This window comes from Nocardioides sp. P5_C9_2, from assembly GCF_054049555.1.
Genome location: NZ_JBFUMD010000337.1, coordinates 1 through 4,438, shown reverse-complemented (window position 1 = coordinate 4,438; position 4,438 = coordinate 1). Strand labels below are relative to the sequence as shown.

Annotated in this window: 6 protein-coding genes; 4 read left to right on the top strand and 2 right to left on the bottom strand. The window is 71.3% G+C overall.

Features of this window, described 5'->3' with window-relative positions:
• On the bottom strand, window positions 1-957 hold a 957-nt coding region (locus ACXJKL_RS15465), incomplete at its 3' end, for an isochorismate synthase (RefSeq protein ID WP_457207924.1).
• Between the two features lie 117 nt (window positions 958-1,074).
• Window positions 1,075-2,121, bottom strand: coding sequence for a L,D-transpeptidase family protein (locus tag ACXJKL_RS15460; RefSeq protein WP_457207923.1), 1,047 nt, complete (start codon window positions 2,119-2,121; stop codon window positions 1,075-1,077).
• An 82-nt stretch (window positions 2,122-2,203) separates the two neighbouring features.
• On the opposite strand from ACXJKL_RS15460, the gene ACXJKL_RS15455 reads away from it, so the two are divergent.
• The 4 genes from ACXJKL_RS15455 to ACXJKL_RS15440 all read left to right on the top strand — a co-directional run.
• Window positions 2,204-2,893 carry a demethylmenaquinone methyltransferase gene (locus tag ACXJKL_RS15455; protein ID WP_457207922.1) on the top strand — a complete coding sequence of 230 codons (690 nt, stop codon included), beginning with the start codon at window positions 2,204-2,206 and terminating at the stop codon, window positions 2,891-2,893.
• Between the two features lie 133 nt (window positions 2,894-3,026).
• On the top strand, window positions 3,027-3,386 hold the full coding sequence (locus ACXJKL_RS15450) for an NADH-quinone oxidoreductase subunit A (RefSeq protein ID WP_457207921.1): 360 nt from the start codon (window positions 3,027-3,029) through the stop codon (window positions 3,384-3,386).
• A 2-nt stretch (window positions 3,387-3,388) separates the two neighbouring features.
• Window positions 3,389-3,943 carry a NuoB/complex I 20 kDa subunit family protein gene (locus ACXJKL_RS15445; RefSeq protein WP_457207920.1) on the top strand — a complete coding sequence of 185 codons (555 nt, stop codon included), beginning with the start codon at window positions 3,389-3,391 and terminating at the stop codon, window positions 3,941-3,943.
• The coding region (locus ACXJKL_RS15440; protein ID WP_457207919.1) for an NADH-quinone oxidoreductase subunit C at window positions 3,940-4,438 on the top strand (499 nt) is incomplete at its 3' end. The genes ACXJKL_RS15445 and ACXJKL_RS15440, both read left to right, overlap by 4 nt.

Sequence of the window (4,438 nt, the reverse complement as noted above, 5' to 3'; positions counted from 1 at the left end):
GTGCACGACCCCGGCCACGTCGGTGGCCAGGTGCATCACGTTGGGCAGGTGCAGCACGAACGGCGCCTCGGGCACGTTCATCGACGAGCAGTGCGGCTCGAGCGCGTCGGCGACGGAGCGGACGGCGTACTCGTGCTCCTCGAGGTCCTTGGAGGAGCGGGCCAGCGTCGCAGCCAGCGCCATGTCGCGCTCGTCGTCACCAGTACGCCGGATGGTGCCGGCGAGCACCCGTGAGGTGACCAGGCCGCGCTCGCGACGCACGAGCATCTCGGGGGTCGCCCCGAAGAGGCCGTCGACGTGGAAGGTCCAGCACATGGCGTAGTCGGTGGCCAACCGGTGCAGCGGCCACCGGACGTCGAGGGGTTCGTCGCACGTGGCGATGAGGTCCCGGGCCAGGACGACCTTCTCGAGGTCCCCGACGTTGATCCGGGCGACGGCGTCGGCCACGACCGACATCCACTCCTCGCCGTTGAGCGCTCCGTCGGCGAAGCTGAGGCCCACCGGCGCGCGCGGCACGTCCACCCGCTCCGGGCGGGGGGCCTCGGCCGTCGGCTCGTCCCCGACGGTGGTCACCCACGTGCGGTCGCCGCGGCGTCCGAGCACGACCCGGGGGACGACGAGCACCGAGTCGCCGGGGTCGTCGGCGAAGCCGAAGGAGCCGAAGGCGACCAGCCCGGTGCCCGGTTCGGTGACCTCGTCGGTGACCTCGGCGCGCGCCGTCGTCTCCGACCACCACTTGTCGGCGTCGCGGAAGCGTGCCGACCCGGTGGTACGCACCTGGGCCGCCACGCCCCAGCCGACCAGCCCCTCGCCGTTGCGCAGCCAGGTGACCGGTGAGTCGGCGGGCAACCGGTCGAGGAGTCGGGCCGAGTCGGGGTCCCCGAGGTCGATCGCCGTCGTCCGCACCACCAGGGGGCTGGCCGCGGTCGCCGCGGGGGTGGTCGCCGCACTCGTCACGACCCGGAGCCTACGCGGCGGCTCCTGGTCGTCATGACTCCAGATCCGGTCGGCAGGACCCGGGCCGTGACGGGGGTCACGACGAGCGCTCCGCGCGGACCGCGACCCTCGCGCCCGTCAGGAGCGGTAGACGATCACCGTGTCGCCGAGGCGCACCTGGTCGAACAGCCAGCGGACCCCGTCGTAGTCGCGCACGTTGACGCACCCGTGCGAGGCGCCGTTGTAGCCGGTGGCCGCGAAGTCGGGGGAGTAGTGCACCGCCTGCCCGCCGGAGAAGAACATGGCGAACGGCATCGACGTGTCGTAGAGGCTCGAGACGTGGTCGCGACTCTTGCGGAACACCGAGAAGGCGCCCTCCCGGGTCGGCAGCTCGTCGGAGCCGAAGCGCACGTCGAAACGGGTCTTCACCACGCCGTCGATGACCCAGCGCAGCGAGCGCGACGTCTTGTCGACGCACATGACCCGCCCGGTCAGGCAGCGCGGGTCGAGCGCCGGGCCCTGCGGCTCGATGTTGAAGAGCTCGGCCTGGGTGGGCTGACGCGTCATCGCGGCCAGCCGGTCGAGGGTCCGGCGGTCGACCTCGCCGGTCACCGGGATCCGACGCTTCTCCTGGAACCCGCGCACGGCACGCATGGTGCGGACGTCGAAGACGCCGGTGACGTCGCCGGTCCACCACCTCAGCTGCTCGAGCCGAGCCTGCAGGCGGCGCACGGCCAGACCCTGGTCGCCGGCGGCGAGCAGGGCGGGGCCCGGCGTGTAGATGTTGTGCAGCGCCTCGCGGGTGGGCTCGGTGGTGACGGCGGCCAGGGTCGACCAGGTGCGCGCGTCGACACGGCCGGTGGTCTCGCGGTGCCGACGGGCCTGGAAGGTGCGCACCCCGTCGCGGGTCTGGGCGTCGAAGCGGCTCGTGATCACCTCGGAGTGCAGGTCCAGCTGGTGCAGGCGGCTCTGCAGCTCGCGCACCCRCCAGCCGGAGTCGCCGAAGCGCAGAGGGGTGAAGGCCGCCCGTGCGGCGGGGGTGCCCACGCCGTCCGCGGCACCCGCCGGAGCGGTGAGGGACGTCGCGCCGACGACGGCGAGACCGAGCGTGAGCGTCATCGCCAGCAGGAGGCGGGCGGCGGTGGCGCGGGGCGTCCGGGGACGAGGCGTCCGGGTGAGAGGCATGGGATCTCCGAGGTAGGCGAGGGTCGTCATAGTAGGGACGCCCACCGACGGTGCGAGGTTGCGCCCGCACTACGCTCGCCGCGTGGCCCGTGCAGAGCTCGACAAGCAGCCGACCGACGTCCGACGCATGTTCGACGCCGTCGCCCAGCGCTACGACCTCACCAACGACGTGCTGTCGCTCGGCCAGGACCGGCGCTGGCGGCGCGAGGTCATCGAGGCCGTCGACCCGTCGTACGGCGACCGGGTGCTCGACCTCGCGGCCGGCACCGGCACGTCCAGCCAGCCGTTCGCGGACGCCGGCGCCCGGGTGGTGCCGTGCGACTTCTCCCTCGGGATGCTCCAGGTCGGCAAGCGGGCGCGTCCGCACCTGCCCTTCACCGCCGGCGACGGCACCCGGCTGCCCTTCGCGGACGGCACCTTCGACGCGGTCACCATCTCCTTCGGGCTGCGCAACATCGTCGATCCCGAGGCCGGTCTGCGGGAGATGCGCCGCGTCACGCGACCCGGCGGCCGCCTGGTGGTGTGCGAGTTCAGCAGCCCGACCCTGCGGCCCTTCCGCACCGTCTACATGGAGTACCTGATGAAGGCGCTGCCGACGATCTCGCGGGCCGTCTCGTCCTCCCCGGACGCCTATGTGTACCTCGCGGAGTCGATCCGTGCGTGGCCCGACCAGCACGGGCTGGCGGCCCTGATCGGCGAAGCCGGGTGGTCGGCACCGCAGTGGCGCAACCTCTCGGGCGGCATCGTCGCCCTGCACCGCGCGACCGCCTGACCCCTGCGTGACGCGGCGCACAGCGCGTCCTACACTGTGGGCTGCGCCACTAGTGAAGTAGTTCACAAAGTCACATGCGGTGGCCGGTGTGGTGGCTGCTCTGCTGCACAGGGACGAGGGAGGGACAGGCTCGATGGAGCTCTACACGCCGGTGCTCGTGCTCGCGGCACTGGCCGCGGCCTTCGCGGTCGGCTCGGTCGTGATGAGTGCGTTCATCGGACCCAAGCGCTACAACCGCGCCAAGCTCGACTCCTACGAGTGCGGTATCGAGCCCACCCCGCAGCCGGTCGGCGGCGGCCGCTTCCCGGTGAAGTACTACATCACCGCGATGCTCTTCATCGTCTTCGACATCGAGATCATCTTCCTCTACCCGTGGGCCGTGCACTTCGACGCCATGAAGGTCTTCGGGCTCGTCGAGATGGTCCTCTTCATCGCCACGGTGTTCGTGGCCTATGCGTACGTGTGGCGTCGCGGCGGACTGGAGTGGGACTGATCATGGGACTCGAAGAGAAGCTTCCGAGCGGCGTGCTCCTGACCACGGTCGAGGGCGTCGCCGGCTACATGCGCAAGGCGTCCTTCTGGCCGGCGACCTTCGGTCTCGCCTGCTGCGCCATCGAGATGATGACGTCGGGCGGTCCCAAGTACGACCTGGCCCGCTTCGGCATGGAGGTCTTCCGGGCCAGCCCGCGCCAGGCCGACCTGATGATCGTCGCCGGCCGGGTCAGCCAGAAGATGGCCCCCGTCCTGCGCCAGATCTACGACCAGATGGCCGAGCCCAAGTACGTCCTCGCCATGGGGGTGTGCGCCAGCTCTGGCGGCATGTTCAACAACTACGCCATCGTGCAGGGCGTCGACCACGTCGTCCCTGTCGACATGTACCTCCCCGGCTGCCCACCGCGGCCCGAGATGCTGATCGACGCGATCCTCAAGCTCCACGACCAGGTGCAGGCCACCAAGCTCGGTGCCAACCGGCTCGCCGAGATCGAGGAGCTCGAGACGCAGGCCCTCCAGGCGCTGCCGACCAGCCAGATGCGAGGCCTGCTGCGATGAGCAACCCGCTGGACAACCCGTCCGACAACCCGGCCACGGCGCACGTCGACCAACCGGCCGTCGAGCAGTCCCCCGAGAACCTTCCCGCGCCCCATGGCGAGGGCATCGAGGTCCGCTCGACGGGCGAGCGCCGCGGCATGTTCGGTGTCTCCGGCACCGGCGACACGTCCGGCTACGGCGGCCTGGTCGCGCCCATCGTCCTGCCCGGGGCCTCGCAGCGTCCGTACGGCGGGTGGTTCGACGAGGTCGCCGACGCGCTCGAGGCCCGGCTCGGTCAGACCGACCTGACCGCGGCGATCGAGTCCGTCGTGGTCCACCGTGGTGAGATCACCTTTCACGTGCGCCGCGAGGACCTGCCGTTCGTGGCGCAGATGCTGCGCGACGACGACGCGCTGCGCTTCGAGTTCTGCTCGGGCGTCAGTGGCGTGCACTACCCCGACGACACCGGCCGCGAGCTGCACGCCGTCTACCACCTGCTCTCGATGACCCACAACC